At 29.1% G+C, this 467-nt stretch carries 1 protein-coding gene; it reads left to right on the forward strand.

Annotation, left to right across the window (positions count from 1 at the left end; translation table 11 throughout):
- Window positions 1–395 (forward strand): zinc ribbon domain-containing protein (locus tag KGF46_RS19765; RefSeq protein WP_227854978.1); only part of this gene is annotated, 395 nt, incomplete at its 5' end.
- Window positions 396–467: the final 72 nt, after the last annotated feature.

A 467-nucleotide genomic window follows, 5' to 3' on the forward strand; every position in this document is an offset into this window, starting at 1 on the left:
ACTTTTGTGTAGAGCAACAAGTATGTGAAATAGTTTTAGGAGATATAAAAGGGATTGAGAAAAATACAAAAAAGAAGAAAAGATTAAATAGAATTAATAGACAAAAAATATCTCAAATGGAGTATGGTCGCATTAAAGACTATATTAAATATAAGGCTAAAGAGCAAGGTATTGAAGTTAAGCTAGTTAAAGAAAACTACACATCTCAAACTTGCCCAAAGTGTTCTAAAAAACACAAACCAACTGGTAGAACTTATAGTTGTACTTGTGGTTATAAAACTCATAGAGATATAGTTGGTGCATGGAATATTTTAAATAAAAAACATAAATATAATTTAGTTAATTTTAGTATAAACCATAAGCAACCTATTAATTTAAAAGTATCTACCATATAAGGTAGTAGTGGCGAAGACACCGTCCAAGTAGCTTGGCTTTGTAACCACCTATGATTCTATCGTTTAGATAGT

The organism is Clostridioides sp. ZZV14-6153 (genome assembly GCF_020657855.1).
Taxonomy (GTDB): Bacteria; Bacillota; Clostridia; order Peptostreptococcales; family Peptostreptococcaceae; genus Clostridioides.